The sequence below is a fragment of the Streptomyces sp. NPDC050636 genome (genome assembly GCF_040654775.1).
Taxonomy (GTDB): Bacteria; Actinomycetota; Actinomycetes; order Streptomycetales; family Streptomycetaceae; genus Streptomyces.
Genome location: NZ_JBFAIP010000111.1, coordinates 1 through 18,631, shown reverse-complemented (window position 1 = coordinate 18,631; position 18,631 = coordinate 1). Strand labels below are relative to the sequence as shown.

13 protein-coding genes are annotated in these 18,631 nt (G+C 68.6%); 6 read left to right on the top strand and 7 right to left on the bottom strand.

Annotated features, from left to right (window positions below):
- On the bottom strand, positions 1-307 hold a 307-nt coding region (locus AB0I10_RS35915), incomplete at its 3' end, for a helix-turn-helix domain-containing protein (RefSeq protein WP_363156926.1).
- Between the two features lie 351 nt (positions 308-658).
- Between AB0I10_RS35915 and AB0I10_RS35910 the strand changes: the two genes are divergently transcribed.
- A complete protein-coding gene (locus AB0I10_RS35910; RefSeq protein ID WP_363156925.1) occupies positions 659-2,143 on the top strand; it encodes a HEPN domain-containing protein in 1,485 nt (494 codons plus the stop codon).
- A 213-nt stretch (positions 2,144-2,356) separates the two neighbouring features.
- Here the strand turns inward: AB0I10_RS35910 and AB0I10_RS35905 are convergent, their stop codons facing one another.
- The 5 genes from AB0I10_RS35905 to AB0I10_RS35885 all read right to left on the bottom strand — a co-directional run bounded on the left by AB0I10_RS35905 (position 2,357) and on the right by AB0I10_RS35885 (position 11,209).
- Positions 2,357-3,703 (bottom strand): hypothetical protein, encoded by a 1,347-nt coding sequence (locus AB0I10_RS35905; protein ID WP_363156924.1) that lies wholly within the window; start codon positions 3,701-3,703, stop codon positions 2,357-2,359.
- A gap of 794 nt (positions 3,704-4,497) precedes the next feature.
- Positions 4,498-5,619, bottom strand: a complete 1,122-nt coding sequence (locus tag AB0I10_RS35900) for an alpha/beta hydrolase (RefSeq protein WP_363156923.1) — start codon at positions 5,617-5,619, stop codon at positions 4,498-4,500.
- A 221-nt stretch (positions 5,620-5,840) separates the two neighbouring features.
- Positions 5,841-7,643 carry an AMP-dependent synthetase/ligase gene (locus tag AB0I10_RS35895; RefSeq protein WP_363156922.1) on the bottom strand — a complete coding sequence of 601 codons (1,803 nt, stop codon included), beginning with the start codon at positions 7,641-7,643 and terminating at the stop codon, positions 5,841-5,843.
- A 16-nt stretch (positions 7,644-7,659) separates the two neighbouring features.
- Positions 7,660-9,183, bottom strand: coding sequence for an aldehyde dehydrogenase family protein (locus tag AB0I10_RS35890; protein ID WP_363156921.1), 1,524 nt, complete (start codon positions 9,181-9,183; stop codon positions 7,660-7,662).
- A gap of 58 nt (positions 9,184-9,241) precedes the next feature.
- Positions 9,242-11,209, bottom strand: a complete 1,968-nt coding sequence (locus AB0I10_RS35885) for a GMC family oxidoreductase (RefSeq protein ID WP_363156920.1) — start codon at positions 11,207-11,209, stop codon at positions 9,242-9,244.
- A 192-nt stretch (positions 11,210-11,401) separates the two neighbouring features.
- On the opposite strand from AB0I10_RS35885, the gene AB0I10_RS35880 reads away from it, so the two are divergent.
- Entirely contained in the window at positions 11,402-12,001 is a 600-nt protein-coding gene (locus tag AB0I10_RS35880) for a QsdR family transcriptional regulator (protein WP_363156919.1), read from the top strand.
- Positions 12,002-12,584: 583 nt separating this feature from the next.
- Here AB0I10_RS35880 and AB0I10_RS35875 read toward each other — a convergent pair.
- Positions 12,585-14,057 (bottom strand): MDR family MFS transporter, encoded by a 1,473-nt coding sequence (locus AB0I10_RS35875; RefSeq protein ID WP_363156918.1) that lies wholly within the window; start codon positions 14,055-14,057, stop codon positions 12,585-12,587.
- A gap of 560 nt (positions 14,058-14,617) precedes the next feature.
- Between AB0I10_RS35875 and AB0I10_RS35870 the strand changes: the two genes are divergently transcribed.
- The 4 genes from AB0I10_RS35870 to AB0I10_RS35855 all read left to right on the top strand — a co-directional run bounded on the left by AB0I10_RS35870 (position 14,618) and on the right by AB0I10_RS35855 (position 18,416).
- Positions 14,618-14,806, top strand: coding sequence for a hypothetical protein (locus tag AB0I10_RS35870; RefSeq protein ID WP_363156917.1), 189 nt, complete (start codon positions 14,618-14,620; stop codon positions 14,804-14,806).
- Positions 14,807-14,864: 58 nt separating this feature from the next.
- Positions 14,865-15,254 carry a VOC family protein gene (locus AB0I10_RS35865; RefSeq protein ID WP_363156916.1) on the top strand — a complete coding sequence of 130 codons (390 nt, stop codon included), beginning with the start codon at positions 14,865-14,867 and terminating at the stop codon, positions 15,252-15,254.
- Between the two features lie 199 nt (positions 15,255-15,453).
- Entirely contained in the window at positions 15,454-17,100 is a 1,647-nt protein-coding gene (locus AB0I10_RS35860) for a TlrC/CarA/OleB/SrmB family ABC-F type ribosomal protection protein (RefSeq protein WP_363156915.1), read from the top strand.
- Positions 17,101-17,174: 74 nt separating this feature from the next.
- Positions 17,175-18,416 carry a glycosyltransferase gene (locus tag AB0I10_RS35855; protein ID WP_363156914.1) on the top strand — a complete coding sequence of 414 codons (1,242 nt, stop codon included), beginning with the start codon at positions 17,175-17,177 and terminating at the stop codon, positions 18,414-18,416.
- Positions 18,417-18,631 lie beyond the last annotated feature (215 nt).

Genomic DNA, 18,631 nt, shown 5'->3' with positions numbered 1-18,631 from the left:
TCACGGCGAGTTGACCACGAACTTCATCGGAGACGCCCATACCAGACCAACGAGCCGAATCACGTGAAGCAACACGTTGATTCTCTGCGAGCCCTAAGGGCTCGTGCACGGTAAGCGGTGAGGTATCAGCGAGGTAGCCCTCGGTGAGGTCGGGGCGGGCACCGCCGGCCCCCTTCGAAGCCAGCGCCTGGCGCCCACCCGTGGCCAGGTCCCGGCGCCACCGATTGACCAACATCCGCGTCACACGAAACCGGCGGGCCACCTCCACGTCGCTGGCTCCCGCCTCGACCAACTCGACAACAACCAAACACACTTGCTATCTCCTAGCCGTCAGTCCAACACCATCGGGATACCGCATACCCCCGGCATAGCGCACCAGCCATCAACCGTCACCAAGGCCAGAACCCCCACCATTAGGGATCTCTAGCTGGCACCGCCCACGCCAGGTTGGCCGACCGACTTAGCCACTTTGGCTGAGGTTCTCAAGCGCAGTGCCGAACAGGTCCGTGAGCTGCCTGGCGAAGTCGATCAGCGCCCGGTGCAGCGCCCCGTCGCCTGCCCCGGTTGACTTCCTCTCCTCGACAACGCGCTGGAATGATTCAGAAGAGCGTCTTGCGTGGCCTCGCGAACGCTCCGTTGGACGGGAAAGGTGATGATAATGGGCAGGGACCCGCTGAATCTCGACGCGCCCGGTGAGTGGGCTGGGCTGTGGTGGCTGCCGGAAGCACCTGAGTACCAAGTGCCGGGCGTACTCCGCTACGAGCCCGAGGGCGGCTTGGCGCTCTCTTTGATCGGCACGTTCGAGGACCGAGTCATGACGACGCATGCTCCAGGCGTGGTGATGATCCATGAGGGCCGTCGGGCGTGGGGAGTGATTCATGGTGCCGCGGACCAGCGCGAGATCAGCCTCTTCGGCTGTTTTCCTAACGGTGGCAAGCGGACCTTCGGTGCGCGCGTAAAGACCCCTGACAAGCAGACCGTCGTAGCAACGACGGGTCTCATCGGGGCGCACGTCAGTGGTGAGGAGGAGGCGGGGTTCTCCACGATGGAGGTGTCCGTGGAGAACCTCGGGCATTGGGCGGCATCGTCAGTTCTCGAGGGGTCCCTGGGTGCGCCCGACGGGCGCCTTGATGGGAGCGGCGCCATCTCCGTGAAGCCCGTGGAAGTGCAGTCGGTCGAAGTCGATGGCACTGACTTCGTGCTCGCGCACCGCCACACGCTGCCGTTCTTCGACCAGCTCCGAGGCGGAACCGTTGGCCGTATGCGTGATACCGCATACGTGCAGATCACCCCGCGCGATGCATCCTCATTGAGTGATGCAATTGGCTATGCCCGGTTGATACAAGACCTGATCTCCCTTGCCACCCACCGTGCTGCCGGCATGATCTGGCTACGTCTGAAACTGGCCCCGGAGAACTCCGTGTCGACTTCCCACGGTCTGCGGGTGGAGCGGAATGTCGACGTGCTGTTTTCGCCCTTTGTGATCGGGAAGCACGATGCGAAGGCGGCCGCTCATCATCGTATGTTCTTCACGTGTGAGGCTCTCCCCTTCGAGGAGATCATCCCTCGCTGGTGCGATGTGCACGCGCGACTGCAGTCCGCGACGAACATGGTTCTGGGGCTTCGGTACTCACCGGCACGGTACGTTGAGAACAATCTTCTGATGGCGGTGGGAGCGGCTGAGGTCCTGCACCGTGGCTTCGACATCGACGAACCCCCGATCCCGTCGGAGGATTTCAAAGCGATGCGCGAGGCGATGCTGGCTCAGGTCCCCGAAGAGTATAGGAAGCGGATCCGGGGCTCCCTCCGCAATGACCCGACACTTCGGGACCGGTTGTACGCACTCGCGGCCCGACCCGACCAGGAAGCCCTGTCCACACTCGTACCTGACGTGGACCGTTGGGCCAGGCGCACGACTCGAGCACGAAACGACCTGGCCCATGAAGGGCGTACCCCCAACCACAAGCTCGAGGAGCTGGTGGCCATTGTGGACGTGACCACTGCGGTGGTTCTTCTGAATCTGCTGAACGAACTTGGGCTGCCAGCCGAACGTCAACGAGAAATCGTGCGTGTCCACCCGCAGTTGCGCGCTACGGCCAGGAGCGCGCAGGACTGGCTAAGCACGTCCGAAGCGAACTCCTAAGCCGCACCACCCAGGCGGGTCTTCCGTAGATCCTGGATCAGCACCCACCGTAAAACGTAAGTCGCCAAAGCCGTCCTCACCCTGGAAGGACAACGCTGAAAACGGATACTCAACTTTCCCGTCTGGCGGGGGAGCGCTTGCGCCGACGGCGGCAAGGCACAGACACGGGAACCTCGGGAAGAAGCGCCGTAGCTCGTGAAGTCCTGTGCGTTCTCAGGCCCACGGGACGAGCTCGGTCTGGCCGACCCACCTGTTCGTCCTGGAGAGGTCCTGGTAGGAGCCTCGGTAGCCGATCGAACGGAGCACCAGCAACACTAGGTAATGACGGGTGAGAAGCCAGATCTCGGTGACCAGCCCTTTGACCGAGTAGACGGGCTCCTGCGTCTCCTTGGGATGCACAAGACGGTTACGGACTCGCGTGACGATGTCGGCGCCATCTGCCGACCGGTCTCCGTCCACTTGCTGTCGGGCCGCAAAGGCAGCGGCCGCAGGAAGACGGTCTTCATACACCCCCAGATCTGCCCCTGCGTCCGTCAGGACCGTACGCAGCTTTCTATGCGCTGGCCAGGCGCGTGACGTGAACTCGGCTTCCGTGAGCCGACCCGTGAGCACGAACTCCTGCCACATCACATGTTCCATTCCGGCAGCTCCGCTCATGATCCGCTGTTCGACGAACCCTCGGTCGTCAATGGCCGTAATCGCGTACTGCATCTGCAGGCGAAGCGCCTGTCCTTTGCAGGGATCATGGAAGGCAGGCAGGAGGCAAGCCAGCAGATCCACCAAGGACGCCTGGTCCTCGGGATACCACCAGCCGGAGCTGATGCGGCGTGCCGGGTCGCAGAGCATCGGGCCCCACTGGCCCCACACCGTCTGCTCCTCGTTGTTCTGGCCGACGGGCAGGGCGGGGGCGACCCACCGGCCGAGCGCGAAGGACAGCCCGACGTGCAGGGCACCGAGAACCGGGGTGACCTCGGCGGCCGTGAACGTGGTTCCGTTCAGCCGGCGGATCTCCATCGCGTGCGTCATGACGTAGACATCGGCCTGACGCACGCCAGAGAAGACGGCCTTGTGGTCGGGGCGGACGTCCAGCGTGATCTTCCATCCGTCCACCTCGTACACACTGCGTCCGGCGGCCACCAGTAGCGGCGTTCCATCGACGGCACGGGCTTCCAGGTGGGCAGTTCCGTGCCAGCGAGGCAGGTTGAACCAGTGGGCGACGACCCGGTCGAGCGCAGCGTCGGGATCTCCGTAGGAAGTGCCGTTGGACCAGCCACTCACAGCATCCGTGCCGGATACCGGCAGTTCGAAGCCGAGGTCGAGCAGGCTCAGTTCGGTCCTGTCCGTGGAGGTGGGATCATAGTCCTCGGTATGCAGCCTCCACGAGATCCCCGGCTTCGGAGAGCAGTCGTACTGGACAACCCCGGGTACCGCAGTCCCGGCCGGTCCGGCAACCTGCCCGTTGTAGAGGGTGATCGACTCCCCTGGAGCATTGAAGGGGTACACCGGTGACAGGGGAGTCTCGGCATTGCGCCAAGATGATGAGGCAGACATGCGCCGCACCCTAGACGCTCTCACCGACACTGACGGGCCTTGACCCCACCGGGGACCCTCCGGACATGCTTGACCTGAACGGCACGGGCCTTCGTGTCCGAGCTACTTCTACGACAGCGCCTCTGGCGGCCGCGTCGGACAGTCCTCCTCGGAGATTGTCACGCTTGCGTCCCGCACGACCAGTCCCCAACTGCCAAAGGCGCGGGAGACACCCCCACTCAAGGTCGGTCCACTATCTGAGGCTTCTCTTGAGCGTAGTGACGATAGTTCCTGATGTCCGGTGCCCGACTGCGGTGCGGCCTGCCGTCTGGCTGAACTCTCTCCAGATTCGCTGGTGTTCGGATGTGACGGTCTGACGTTCGCCGAGCATCCTCTGGATCAAGCAGTGGCCGCTCCGTTGGAGTCGCTGCTCGATCCACTCCCGCAAAGGCAAGAAGGCTTTGGGCCGTGCCGGTTGGGCGGTCCCACGACAGGTACTGCGCCTGGAGCTGTCCGTCGGCGTCGTACCAGTGTGGGCGGTCAGGTCCCCGTTGAAGACCGCTGTCCCTGAGGAGCGAATCACAGAGCAGCGTCACGGATACGGATGCTTCGAGGGAGCAGTCGGCACTCTGTGCACTCCAGTTGTAGATCTGTGTGGTCGGAACAGCGGTGACGGGTTGTCCGGCAGGGCCCGCGGCGCGGGCCATGTGGACCTGTGGCTGTGCTTCGAGCGTGCGCTCCAACCAGTTGTCAGCACTTTCGACCGAGCCCTCCGCCCGCTGCTCTGCGACGTCGACGAGTGACTCAGACCGACTCTCTCCGGATCAACGCGTCGGCGGGTAGACCCGGAAGTTCCAGGGCCATCGGCGCCGCGTGGGTCGCGACACCAGGGCCCCCTCCCGCGGAGGCGGGGCGGTCTCGACGTACAACGGGCTCGCCACCATCAGTCGGTGCTCCCCGTCCACGGCTTCGAAATTGCACAGCACTCGAGCGTGGCCGTGTACGTGAACGGGTCCCTGCCGCCAAGAGACCATCATGTCGTGGGCCGCTTTGGCCGCGTACTCCTGCATCCCACGAGGAGTGCGCACGAGGGATTCGGGCAAAGTCGTCTCACCTCGCTCCTCCATGGCCACCAGCTCGGCAGCCATGTCATGAAGCCAGTCCGACCCGGATCCCATCCGGGTACGGGGCTGGTCGTCCTCTCCGATGACGTGCCGCGCGGAACCGCACAGCAGCACCTCGATGCCCGAGCATTTGGATACTCCTGTGAACTGCGAGCACAGCAAGGGGTTCTCGTGCGAGGTGAAGGTGTACACACCCTTGTCGTGCAGGCCCCAATCCCGGACACGGGGCCCTCGGTCGGAGACGAAGTCGGTCGGCGGGTAGGCGAGTAGTTGGGCGGCCAGCGGCTGGTTGTCGTTGCGGAAGGTCAGGGCAATCACGGCGGCGGCGTTTGCACCGGCGCTGTCGCCGGCGACGGCCAGCCGGTCGCGCCGTCCTCCGTACTCCTCGATGTGGTCGGCGACCCATCGGGTAGCGGCCAAGCAGTCGTCGAGAGGGGCGGGGTAGGGATTCTCCGGCACCCTGCGGTAGTGGACCGAGACAACGACGGCGTTCACGTCACGACACAGCCGCCTGGTGACGTCGTCGTGGGTGTCCAGGTCACCGACCAGCCAGCCGCCGCCGTGGAAGAAGACCACCGTGGGCACGGACTGCTGCCCGGCGGCGGGCCGGTAGACGCGCACCGGGATGTCCCCGGCGGGGCCGGGAACCGACGTGTCCTGAACGGAACCGACCTCGATGGGCTCAGGCAGAGGCGTCTGCGCTGCCATCTGCCGGTTCGCCTCTCGCAGGACCTCGGGGTCCACGCCTTCGAAATGCAGGGGTGGCTGTGCATTGAGGCCCTCCAGGAGAGCGGCTATGGGCGGGTCGAGTGGCATGGGCATGGGGTGCATGGGCATGGGTGGATCTCTTCTCGATGGGGGCGGGTGACTGTCGACGGACTGGCCATCGCGTCATCAAGTGCTAGATGGCGGGCTCTGCGTAGGCGGCCGTTACCACGGTGTCGGCCGGCTCGCGGTACGGCGGCACGAGGCGAAGGTCTCGTGGAGCTCCACGATGGCGGCGGCGTCACCGCTCACGCTGCCCACCGGGTTGTCGACATCGGTCATGGCATCTCCCGCATCGCCGGGACACCGTTGTAGAGGGCGTCGAGGATGGCGGCGTACTTCCGGTAGACGGCCTGCCGCTTGACCTTCAGCGTGGGGGTGAGCTCGCCGGTCTCCTGGGAGAAGTCACGGGCGAGGATCGCGAACCTCTTGATCTGGGTGACGCGCGCGTACCGGCTGTTCACCTCGTCGAGCACCTGCTGGATGCGTGCGCGGACGTGTGGGTGCGTGGCGAGCGACTCGATGTCGGTGGGGAGTCCGTGTGCCTGGGCCCAGGGGTGGATCCGTTCGGCGTCGAGGGTGATGAGCGCGACGGGGTAGGGCCGCCGGTCGCCGTACATCACCGCCTGGGAGATGAACGGCGACTGGCGCAGGTCGTTCTCCAGGTTCGCCGGGGTGAGGTTCTTGCCGCCGGCGGTGATGATGATGTCCTTCTTGCGGCCGGTGATGGTGAGGTACCCGTCGTCGTCGACCGCGCCGAGGTCGCCGGTGCGCAGCCACCCGTCGGCGAGGATCTCCGCGGTGGCCTGCGGGTTGTTCCAGTAGCCGGTGAAGATGTGCGGGCCGCGCAGGAGGATCTCGTCGTCCTCGGCGAGGCGGACGTCGCAGTCGGGCACCGGCATTCCGATGGTGCCGATCCTGGTGGCGTCCAGGGTGTTGAGAGTGCCGAGCGACGCGGACTCGCTGAGGCCGTAACCCTCGCATACGGGTATGCCCGCGGCGTGGAAGAACTCAAGGATCTCCGGTGCGATCGGCGCGGCACCCGAGATCGCCCTGCGCAGCCGGCCGCCGAACAGCGCCCGGACCCCTGCGAACAGCTGCGCGTCGGCCTGCTCGAAGCGCTGGTGCAGCTCGTCGGGCACCGGCTGGCCAGCGGCTTCCATTCGGCGTACCGCCAGCCCGGTCTGCACCCCGCCGGCGAGCTCGTCGGCCGGTACCTGTTCGGCGAACTGGGCGTAGATCTTCTCGTAGATGCGGGGGACGGACGGCAGGAACGTCGGGGCGACTTCGCCGCAGTCGGGCACGATCACGGAGGCGCCGCCGCTGCAGTAGGCCACCATGCCGCCGACGCCGGTCATACCCAGCTGGATGACCTGGGCGAAGACATGCGCCAGGGGCAGGAACAGGTACGCGACGTCGTCGGCGCCCACCACCCGCAGCTGCTCGGTGACGCGGCAGCAGGCCATCATGTTGCGGTGGGTGAGCACGCAGCCCTTGGGCCGGCCGGTCGTCCCGGAGGTGTAGATGATGATCGCCGGGGCGTCGGGCCGCACAGCCTCGGTGCGTCGGCGTAGCTTGGCCGCGCCGAAGGTTCGGCCCCACCGGCGGAGCTGGCCGAGCGTCAGCGTTGCCGCGTCGGCCGGGTCGATGACCAGGGTGTGCCGCAGATCGGGAAGCCGGTCGCGGATCTGCTCGACTTTCGCCAGCTGTCCGGCGTTCTCGCAGATGATCGCAGTGGCGCCGGAGTTCCCGGCCACCCAGGCGCATTCGTCGGGAGAGCTTGAGGGGTAGATCGGCACCACCACGGCGCCCGCCGCCGCGATCCCGAACTGCGCCTGGGTGAACTCCGGTCGGGTGTCGGCGAGTACGCAGACGCGGTCGCCGGGCCGTACGCCGAGACCGATGAGACCAAGGCCGATCTGGCGGGCGGCCGCACCCAGTTCGGTGTAGCTGAGGTCCTGCCATCTGCCGTCGCGCTTGAACCGCTGCGCGGGCGTGTCGCCGAAGCGTTCGGCGCTGACGAAGGCGAGTTCGGCGACGGTCTCCGGAAGCTTCAACTGTTCGGTGTGCATGCTGCTCATCCCTCCGGTCCTCGGGTCAGCGCTGGATCGCCTTGGTTTCGAGGAACTCCTCAAGGCCGTACCTGCCGAGTTCGCGGCCGTTGCCGGACCGCTTGTAGCCGCCGAACGGGGCGATCGGGTTGAACGCGGCACCGTTGATGTCGACCTGGCCGGTGCGCAGGCGGCGGGCCAGCCGCCCCGCCCGCTCCGGGTCGGCGGACCACACCCCGCCCGACAGGCCGTACACCGAGTCGTTCGCGATCCGGACCACCTCGTCCTCGTCGTCGTACGGCATGATCGCCAGTACCGGGCCGAAGATCTCCTCCTGGGCGATGGCCATGTCGGGCGTGACCTCGGAGAACACGGTGGGGTGGACGAAGTACCCGTGCTGGAAGGGGAGGGGGTCAAGGCCGCCGGCCACCAGTTTCGCGCCCTCGGCGATGCCGGTCTCGATGTAGCCGCGCACCCGCTCCAGTTGGGCCTGCGAGACGACCGGGCCGAGGGTGGTGTGCTCGTCGAAGGGGTCTCCGACGGTGTACGCCTCGGCGGCGGCCGCCGCGATCCGCTCCGCCTCGGCGAGCCTGGGCCGGGGGACGAGCATTCGCGTCAGCGCGATGCAGGTCTGACCGGAGTTGACGAAACACTTGCCCACGCCGTGGACCACCGCGGTCTGCAGGTCGGCGTCGTCGAGGATGATGTTCGCCGACTTTCCGCCGAGTTCGAGGGAGACCCGCTTGATCGTCCGCGCGGCGACCTCGCTGACCCGTCGCCCGGCGGCGGTGGAGCCGGTGAACGACACCATGTCCACCCCGGGGTGCGCGGCGATCGCCTCGCCGACGACCGGACCGGTCCCGGTGACCAGGTTGAACACCCCGGCGGGGAGGCCGACTTGCTCGGTGATCTCGGCGAGGAGGTAGGCGGTGAGCGGTGCGACCTCGCTCGGCTTGAGCACCACCGTGCAGCCGGCGGCGAGCGCGGGCGCGACCTTCCCCGCGATCTGGTGCAGCGGATAGTTCCACGGTGTGATCGCGCCGACCACGCCGGCCGGCTCGCGGACAACCAGCGAGTTGCCGATCTCCTCCTCGAACTCGTAGGCGCGCAGCAGCCCCGGCATCGAACCGAAGTCGATCGTGGGCAGGCCGGCCTGGATCATCCGGGACTGGGCCAGGGGCATGCCCACCTCGTGGGCGACCAGCGCGGCGATCTCGTCGGCGCGGGCGGCCAGGCCGTCGGCGAGCGCCTGGAGGTAGCGGGCCCGTTCCTCGACGGGGACGGTCGACCAGGACTCAAAGGCCCGCTGGGCCGCCGTGACCGCCCGGTTCACATCCGTTGCGGTGCCCTCGGGGATGCGGGCGATGACCTCCTCGGTGGTCGGGTCCACCACGTCGATCGAGCCGGAGCCGGTCGGTTCGACCCACTCGCCCGCGATGTAGTGCCTGTCCTTGACGGTTATTCCAGCCTTGGCGGGTGTCCCGGTCTTGGCGGGTGTCCCGGTCTCGGCGGGTGTTCCGGTCTCGGCGGGTGTCCCGGTCTCGGCGGGTGTTCCAGCGACGAGCGCCATCTCGATCTCCTCGATTGCTGCGTGCTGCGTGCTGTGTGCTGCGTGGGGACCGCTTCGCTCAGGGGCGGGCGGCCGGGCCGTCGGCGATCGCCTCGGCGGTGCGCCGGGCCAGGGCCATGATCGTGACCATCGGGTTGGTGCCGGCCGCGGTGGGGAAGGCGCTGCCGTCGCCGATCCACACGCCCGGTGTGTCGTGCAGTTCGCCGTACGGGCCCGCAACGCTGGTCCCGCGGTCGAGGCCCATCCGGCAGCTGCCGGTCTGGTGCGCGCTGAACAGCCGCACGCCGCCTGCCCCTAGCGGAAGCCGCCGCACCCGGTGCAGGTAACCGTCCAGGTCGTCGCCGGCCTGCCAGCGAGGCGCGCCCGCGCCGAGGGCGAAGATCTCGCGCGCCCCGGCGGCCTCGTGCAGCCGGGCCTGCACCTCGATCGCCTGGTACGAGTTGCGTACGTCGAGCTGGTCGGTCAGTGCGTACGACACCACCGGCCCGCCCGCCGGGTCCACGGTGACGCGGCCGTACCCCCGGTCACGGAGCAGCCCGATGAAGGTGGCGCCGTGGCGGACCTTGGTCATCAGCTGCTTGTGCTCGGCGGCGGTGGTGAACGGCAGCGCCGAGCCGATGAGCGCCGGCGCGTACTGCGCTCCCTCGATCAGGAACCCGTGGCCGGAGTCGACGTCGGCGAACTGGTCGCACAGCCCGGCGTGCGGCGCCCCCCACCACGCCTTCTGGTCCTCGCCGTAGATGCCGTACAGCGCGGTGGACGGGTGCAGCCGCAGGTAGTTCCCCACCGCCGGGCCGCCGATCCCGGAGCGGAGGAGCAGCGCGGGCGACTCCAGCGCCCCGCCCGCGACGACCACCTGCCGGGCGCGGACGGTGACCTTGGCCCGGCGGCCGGTCGCCGGGTCGGACCAGGTGGCCGCCACCCCGGCGGCGCTGCCCTGCTCGACCAGCACCCGGTCGGCGCGGCAGCGCACCAGCAGGTCCGCGCCGTGCTCGAACGCGTCCTGCAGGTAGGTCTTGAGCGTGCCCTGCTTCGAGCCGGACTGGTCACCGAAGCCGATGTACGCCGCGCTCACCGGGTCGTAGCGATCGGGGTCGGCATTGCGCAGCACCGTCTGGAAAGACCACCCGAGCCGCTCCGCGCCGGTCTGCATCCGCCGCTGCGGCCCGTTCAGGTCCGAGCACCGTTCGTTCGCGGAGATGCGTGCCAGCACCGCGTCCAGATGCTCGTCGAACCCGGGCTCGTCCAGCCCGTCCAGGCCGAGCTTCGCCCACTCCTCGCGCACCCATGAGTGGGTGCGCAGACAGTTCGTCCAGTTGACCGTCGTGCCACCGCCCAGGCAGGCCCCGGCCTGGATCGCCACATTGCCGTCGACGGTCGTCTGGGGCGCGCCCCGCCAGTACAGGTTCTGGTACGCGGACAGCTCCAGCTGATCGAAGTCGGCCTCGTCGAAATAGCCGCCCGCTTCGAGCACAACCACCTTCTGCCCCCGGCGGGCGAGCTCGCCGGCGATCACGCCGCCGCCCGCACCCGAGCCGACCACACACACATCCGCCTCGTACGAGACCTCGTCCCGGTCCGGTATCAGGGGCTGAATCGGCTTCGGCGCCGTAGGAGGGGCGCTGATCGGGCCGGGGTAGCCGAAGACCCGCCAGTTCGGGTTCTGCCCGGTCCCCGGGGCCGGGGCGCCGTAGGCGAGGAAGAGCGCCGCGCCGACCAGTCCGCTGATCCCGGCGGCGGCCTGCGAGCCGAGCATCGACACCGTACGCAGGATCTGCTCTCGGGAGTGCCGCGAAACCCGGGTGATCTCCTGCGAGGCCAGCCCGTCGAGCAGCTGGATCAAGCCGGCGCGCTGCTCGGTCGGCATCCTGCCGACGATCTGCTCCAGCGCGACGTCGACGCCCAGGTCGGAGGCCGTGCGCCCCCAGAAACCGTCGGGATCCTCGGCGCGCTCGATGCGCGGCACGACGGTGTCGCACACGGCCCGGAGGACGGCCCGCTGGGACTGGGTGAGTCCAGTTGTCATGTCCGTGCTCCTTCATCGAACCGATGGAACTGGCGGTCTGGTCTCAGCCGGCAGGAAATTCGCGCCGGATAACGGCCGCGGACCTGCTATGAAGCGTTACACGGAACATCTCATCGTGCAACACTTTCAAATACGTCTCTCTCGGGAGGTGACTGTACGATCGTCTCGGTGCACAGAACGGGGAGGTCGAGTGTGGTGGTGGTAGCGGAGACGCCGTTGACGCGGCATCTGGCGGCGGGCAAGGTGCCGCGCCGCAGCCCGATGGACGCCTTCGAGCTCGCGCGTCAGCGCTATCTGGCCGGTGAGCGCGTGGACATGCAGGACCTGGCCGTCGAGCTCGGCATCAGCCGGGCCACGCTGTTCCGCTGGGTCGGGAATCGGGACCAGTTGATCGCCGAGGTCATCTGGTCATTCACCGAGCCGGCTTTGGAACGGGCGGTAACCGCCGCGCCCGGGCAGGGAGGCGCGCGCATCGCCACAGCCGTCGAGAACTTCACCCGCGGCATCATCGAGGCCGACTACTTCCGCGCATACGTTTCGCGGGAACCCGAGGCGTGCCTCCGGCTGATGACCACAAGAGCCAGCGTCGTGCAACGGCGTATCGTCGCGAAGATCCAGGAGCTCTTGCAGGAAGAGGTGGACCGCGGCGCCCTCGCCCCTCCCATGGCCCTGCCGGACCTCGCCTACGTGATCACCCGCATCGGCGAGTCGTTCGTCTACGCGGACCTGATCACCGGGGACCAGCCCGACGCGACCAAACCGGCTGCTGCCGTCGCCGCGCTCCTGCGCTGAGTCGCCCGACCGAGCTCCTTGGAGCGCGAGTCGAGGCCCGCCGGCCCGGCTGCGCCACCCCCGTCTGGCGGCGGCCTGGCGGTCGGCCTCGGAGGAGACCAACGGGGGCTGGGTAGGCCGAGGTGGCCGGCCCGGTCGTCGGCCCGGTCGTCGCGGCCACCGAGATGTTCCTGGTGCTCTCGCAGCACCGAGCCGGAACCGCAATGACGATCTCCTCGCCGCCATCCCTGCCGTCCGGACCGGCGCCCTCGTCGGATACGTGCGGATGTCCATCAACGGACAGTCGCTCGACCGCCGGATTCCACACCGTCAGGGTGAGGTCACCGGGGCACCACCCACCAGGCTCCGAGACCCTGCCGGAATGACACGTAGCCCCCATGCCGGCGGTTCTGCGGGTACGGGCCTGACCAGGTGGAAGACCTCTCTGGCGGCATAGCGTTTGAGGCACCGGGTTCCGCCACGGTTTGCGCTGTGGCTTCCGCAGCTCGGGTGGACGAGGGCTTCTGCATCAACGCCGAGCCCAAGCACGTCGCCGGCCTCGGCGGCTTGCGCCTCGACCAGCATTTCCACTTCCGCCCAGCCCTCATGGTCCGGTGGGCTGGTCCGCGGCGCTGCCGTGGTCTTGGGCACCAGCGGCAGCGGTCCGGCGCGGCAGTTTCGCGGCAACGACGATCGTCACCAAGGTGAGAGCGGCGGCGACGCCGAAGGCCAGCTTCATCCCGCTCAGCTGTGCGGGCACGGCGGCGACGCCGTCGGCGACCAGGTGACCGGTGCGCGCGGTCATCACGGTCACCACAAGCGCGGTCCCGAACGCTGCGGCGACCTGCTGCAACGTCCCGAGCATCGAGCTGCCGTGCGAGTACAGGTGCGGGGGAAGCGCGCCCATGCCAAGCGTGAAGACGGGGGTGAACGTCGCCGCCAGGCTCACCATCAGCAGCGCGTGCAGTCCCAGCACTTGCCAGTACGGCATCGTCATCGAGACCTGGGTGAAACCGCCGAGGGCGAGCACCATGCCGATCGAGCCGGGCAGCACCAGCGGCCGACTGCCGAACCGGTCAAACACCTTGCCAACGGTCGGTCCAAGCAGTCCCATGGCCAGACCGCCCGGCATGAGCAGCAGGCCGGTCTCCAGCGGGCTGAGCCCGCGCATGTTCTGGAGGTACAGCGGCAGCAGGATCATCGACCCGAGCATCGCCAGGAACCCGATGGATATGAGGGCCAGGGAAAGGCCGTAGGCGCGGTGCCCGAGGGTGCGCAGGTCCATCAGAGGCACACCGGTGCGTTGCAGCTTGAGCTGGCGGATCACGAAAACCGCGATTGCCGCGACCCCGGTGATGACGATGCCGATACCGAGCCCGACCCTGCCGTCGGTCTCACCCAAGAGGCTCAGGCCGTACACCAGGCCGCCGAAGCCGAGCGCCGCCACGGACACGCTGAGCCAGTCGATGGAGCTCACCTGCGGCTCGCCGATGTTCTCCACCTTGCGCAGCCCGAACAGGGTCACCAGAGCCGCGATCGGCAGGACGACCACGAACAGCAGTCGCCAGGAGCCGACCTGCAGGATCAGCCCGGACACGGCAGGTCCGAGCGCAGGCGCCACCGAGATCGCCAGGGTGACGTTGCCCATCACCCGGCCGCGGTCCTGCTCGGGCACCACGATCATCAACGTGGTCATCAGCAGGGGCATCATCACGGCTGTGCCTGCGGCCTGCACGATCCGACCCAGCAGCAGCACCTCGAAGGTCGGCGCGACGGCTGACAGAGCGGTACCCGCGAGGAACACGCCCATCGCGATGGCGTAGGCCTGGCGGGTACTGACCCGCTGCAGGAACCAGCCGGTGACCGGAATCACGGCGGCCATGGTCAGCATGAACGCGGTGGACACCCACTGGGCCGACTGCTCGGTGATGCGCAACGAGTCCATCAACCGCGGGATAGCGTTGATCAAGATCGTCTCGTTCAGGATCACCACGAACGTGGCCAGCACCAGCAGCCGCACCACGGTCGGTATTCGGCCCGCCTGCACGGCTGGTCGTTCTTGGATTGCAGCTGACATGGCAGCACCTCGCTGGGGTTCCTGGTCACAGTCGCCTCGCAGCCAAGGGCTGTCGGCACGAACATGGGTGGTGATGCCGGTAAAGACCGGCACGCCTGGCAGAACTCATCGGTCGCCCGAGTGTTCCGCATCGTCGCGCCGATCTCACCCGAATTTTCGCCTGCTCACGAAGGCATCCGCCGGCGACGTCATGGCCGACGCCCGCGCGTCGTCGACGCCCGCTACGACGCCGGCACGAAGCCGCGGGGGCACGGCGGCGACATGGGCATCCCGATGGGTGTCCACGCCGAGGACAACCTCACCCGCCAGGGGCGGAAGTTGGCTGGTATCTGGGGTGCTGAGCGTTCTGCAGGCGGGTGGCGTGCTCGGAGATGAGCTGCCGGGTCTCCTGTTTCTTCTTTCTTCGATTCCCGCAGGCCGGCAGGGGGTGCGGAGAGGTGACGTCCGTAGCCATGAGGCAATCTTACGCTCGTAGTATTTTTATGTTGACACTCCTAAGAGGGTTGGCCTAAGTTTACGTCCGTCATAAATTTTCTACGGAGCGACGAACGGAAGTGCCCATGCCCGAACCCCGCCTCACCTCCCTCCGCATCCCGGCCGCCGACACCGGCCCGACCCTGGCCGAGCGCGACGGCCGCACCCCCGCACCGGCCCGCGGCAACCGGCGCCCGCCCGTCCAGGCGCCCCCCGCACGCGCCCGACGCATTCCCCCGCCGGTCCGCAATCTGCCGCGCCGCTCCGGCTACTGACCCGCACCCGACCGGCACCCACAACTCCCCCTCCCGGAAACCACTGAGGAGAAACACCTTGCAGATCACCGCCTCCACCGTCTCGCTCACCGTCGACGACGTCGCCGCCTCCCAGCAGTTCTTCACGACCCACCTGGACTACACCGAACAGGCCGCCGCCGACGGCTTCGCCTCCCTGACCCGCCAGGACGGCGCGGTCGACATCGTCCTGCTCGCCCGCGGCACCCAGGTCCTGCCGGCCGACCAGCGTGACCAGCACGCCTCCGGTCTGATCCTCGCCTTCACCACCACCGGCATCGAGGACGAGGAGAAGCGCCTGCGCGCCGCGGGCGTGGACATCACCATGCCGCTGCGCGAGGAGCCCTGGGGCGAACGCCTCTTCCAGATCGCCGACCCCAACGGCGTGATCGTCCAGTTCGTCGAGTGGGCCGCACCGGCCACTCCCTGATCCCACGACTGATCCCACGACCGATCTCACGACCGATCTCACGACGCCGCCGTCACGCCCTGCCCCCGCACAGAGGAGACATCCCATAGGACGCCCGCTACCCCCTCGCCAGCCTCGCTGCGCCCCGCCCCGCACGGTGCGCACGGAAACGTCATCGAACGACATCGACCGGCTCGGCCGAGAACAGGGGAACAGCGCCATGCGTACGTCACAACTCACACTCCACGACATCACCAAGCGATACGGCGACCACGTCGTACTCGACCGGGTGAGCCTCACCGTCAAGCCGGGTGAGAAGGTCGGTGTCATCGGTGACAACGGCTCCGGAAAGTCCACGCTGCTCAGACTCATCGCCCGGCAGGAGTGCTTCGAGAGCGGCGAGTTGACCGTGCCGGCGCCCGGCGGCACCGGATACCTGGCCCAGACGCTGGACCTCCCGGCCGACGCCACCGTTCAGGACGCCGTCAACCTGGCCCTGGCCGACCTGCGCGCGCTCGAATCGCGGATGCGCCAGGCCGAAGCCGACCTGGCGACGGCAGCGGAAACGGAGTCCGGCCCCGCCCATGCGGCCTACGCCGCGCTGATCGAGCAGTACGAGGCCCGGGGCGGATACGAGGCCGACACCCGGGTGGGCATCGCGCTGCACGGGCTCGGGCTTCCGCACCTGGATCACGACAGGCGGCTGGGCACCCTGTCCGGAGGTGAGCGGTCCCGCCTGGCGCTGGCCGCCACGCTGGCCTCGGCACCGGAGCTGCTGCTCCTGGACGAGCCGACGAACGACCTGGACGACCAAGCGGTCGGCTGGCTGGAAGCGCACCTGCGCGGCCACCGGGGAACGGTGGTCGCGGTCAGTCACGACCGGGTGTTCCTGGAACGCCTCACCACCACGATCCTGGAGGTCGACTCCGGCACGGTGTCCCGCTACGGGAACGGCTACGACGGCTACCTCGCCGCGAAGGCGGCCGAGCGCCGACGACGGCTGCAGGAGTACGGGGACTGGTGTGCCGAGCTCGGCCGCAACCGGCAGCTCGCCGAATCCAATGTGGCGCGGCTGGACGCCATTCCGCGCAAGATGCCGCTGAGCGTCTTCGGCCACGGCGGATTCCGTGCGCGCGGACGCGGGCACGGCGCGATGGTCCGCATCCGCAACGCCAAGGAGCGGGTCGACCGACTGACCGGCAACCCCGTGACACTTCCTCCCGAGCCGCTCGTCCTCACCGCACGCATCACCACGGGCCCCGCCACCGAGCACACGGCCGCGGCGGCCCAGCTCACCGACGTCCACGTCGGCGAACGGCTCCACATCCCATCCCTGTCCATCCGGCCCGGCGAGCGGCTGCTGGTGACCGGCCCCAACGGAGCCGGCAAGAGCACCCTGATGCGCGTCCTGGCGGGAGAGCTCCGACCCGACGGCGGCTCGGTGAACGTCCAAGGGCGGGTGGGACATCTGCGCCAGGAGGAGACGCCGTGGCCGCCCGGGCTCACCGTCGCCCAGGCATTCGCCGCGGGACGGGGAGGCGACCCGGACGAGCACACCGGGACGCTGCTCGCGCTCGGCCTGTTCGGCCCGGCCGATCTGCGCCTGCGCGTGGGGGAACTCTCCTACGGACAGCGGCGCCGGATCGAGCTGGCCCGCCTGGTGAGCGACCCGGTCGACCTACTGCTCCTCGACGAGCCCACCAACCACCTCGCACCCGCCCTCGTCGAGGAACTGGAAGAAGCGCTGGCCGACTACCAGGGCGCCCTGGTAGTCGTCACCCACGACCGCCGGATGCGGTCCCGGTCCACAGGCTCACACCTCGAACTGCGCGACGGCCGCATCGCCACATGCCAAGCGGCGGCCTGACGCCCTGGTGCGGCCGGGCAGAACAGCGGAAGATCATCGACCGAGGCCAGAATCTACGGAAGTGGGATGACGAAATGCGTGTGGTGTTGTCGGCCTATGACTCGCGTGGGGGCGTCGAACCGCTGGTGGGACTCGCGGTGCGGTTGCGGGAGTTCGGCGCGGAGGTGCGGGTGTGCGCGCCGCCGGACGAGGAGTTCGCGAAGCGGCTGGCCGGGGTCGGTGTGGAGATGGTGCCGACCGGCCAGTCGGTGCGCGAGTTGGTGACCGGGAAGACGCCGCCGTCGCCGGGGGGTGTGCCCCGGCGCGCGGCCGAGTTGGTCGCCGCGTTCTACGACAACGTCACCGCGGCGGCCGAGGGGTGTGACGTGCTGGTGGCGACCGGCCTCGTGCCGGCCGTGGCGGGTGTGAAGTCGGTGGCCGAGAAACTGGGCATCCGCTACGTGTACGCGAGTTACCAGCCGGTCAGCCTGCCGTCGCCGCACCATCCGCCGATGCCGCGGCCGGGTCGGCCGCTGCCCTCGGATGTGACCGACAACCGAGTGCTGTGGGACCGGGACGCCCAGGACGCGCAAGCGGTGTTCGGTGAGGCGATCAACACCCACCGGGCGTCGATCGGCCTGCCACAGTTGGACAACGTCCGCGACCACGTCTTCACCGACCAGCCGTGGCTGGCCACGGACCCGGTCCTGGCCCCGTGGCAGCAGCCGGCCGACCTCGACGTGGTGCAGACCGGCGCGTGGGTCCTGCCGGACGAACGCCCGCTCCCCGCCGAGTTGGAGGAGTTCTTGGACGCCGGCACCCCACCGGTGTACGTGGGCTTCGGCAGCATTCCCATGCGCGATCCGCAGGACGTCGCCCGGGTGGTCATCGAGGCGATCCGCGCGCAGGGCCGCCGTGCGGTCGTCTCCCGCGGCTGGGCCGACCTGGCCCTGATCGACGACCAGGACGACTGCTTCGTCGTCGGCGAGGTCAACCATCAGGCACTGTTCCGCCGGGCGGCCGCCGTCGTACACCACGGCGGCGCGGGCACGACGACGACGGCCACCTGGGCGGGCACGCCCCAGGTGGTGGTACCCCAGGGCGGTGACCAGCCGTATTTCGCCGGCCGGGTGGCCGACCTGGGCATCGGCGCGGCACACGACGGTCCCACTCCGACCTTCGAGTCCCTGTCGGCCGCGCTCACGACGGCCCTGACCCCCGAGACCCGCGCGCGAGCGACCGCCGTGGCCGGCACATTCCGCACCGACGGGGCGACGGTGGCCGCGAAGTTGCTGCTCGACGTGGTCAGCCAGGAAAGGCCGCCCATGTCCGCGTGAACCACGCGGGATCGTCGAGCACGTTCAGCGCCCGGCACCGCCAACTCGCCGTGCCCGCAGCGACCGGCGCGGCGTCCACACATGTCGAAGGGCCCCACCGCGAACGGTGGGGCCCTTCGACAAGAGCCCAGGGCGGCGCCCAGCCCACCTAACCCCGCGGTGCAGGGGGGGGGGGCGGGCGTGGGGGCGAACCCCATCCGGGGGTGAGGCCCCCG